The organism is Shewanella electrica, from assembly GCF_022321485.1.
Taxonomy (GTDB): domain Bacteria; phylum Pseudomonadota; class Gammaproteobacteria; order Enterobacterales; family Shewanellaceae; genus Shewanella; species Shewanella electrica.
This window is the reverse complement of sequence record NZ_JAKOGG010000472.1, coordinates 1-257: the sequence shown is the minus strand read 5'-3', so window position 1 is coordinate 257 and position 257 is coordinate 1. Positions and strand designations below refer to the sequence as shown.

General features: G+C 40.5%; 1 protein-coding gene. It reads left to right on the top strand.

All coding sequences use genetic code 11. The features are described 5' to 3' along the window. Positions 1 to 64: 64 nt before the first annotated feature. Positions 65 to 257, top strand: a 193-nt coding sequence (locus L9G74_RS21235) for a hypothetical protein (RefSeq protein ID WP_238898751.1), incomplete at its 3' end; no start/stop codon positions are given.

Below are 257 nucleotides of genomic sequence, written 5' to 3'. Positions count from 1 at the left end.
CATCAATTTGGACTACTCCATTGAAAAAATGCAGACATCAGTCACTGGATTGAGCATTGAAGATATGACACAAGAACAGATCGATGATATGCTTAACAAACAGTTCCTAGCCTACTTGAACAACAATAAACCCTTTGTCACTGAAAAGGTTGGAAATCACGTCAAAGAGATTGCCAACATTATTACTAAAGGGAAAAGTCTCAATGAGATCATCGAGTGGCTGAAAGAGTTGGTCGCTTCAACCCCTGACCCACCAC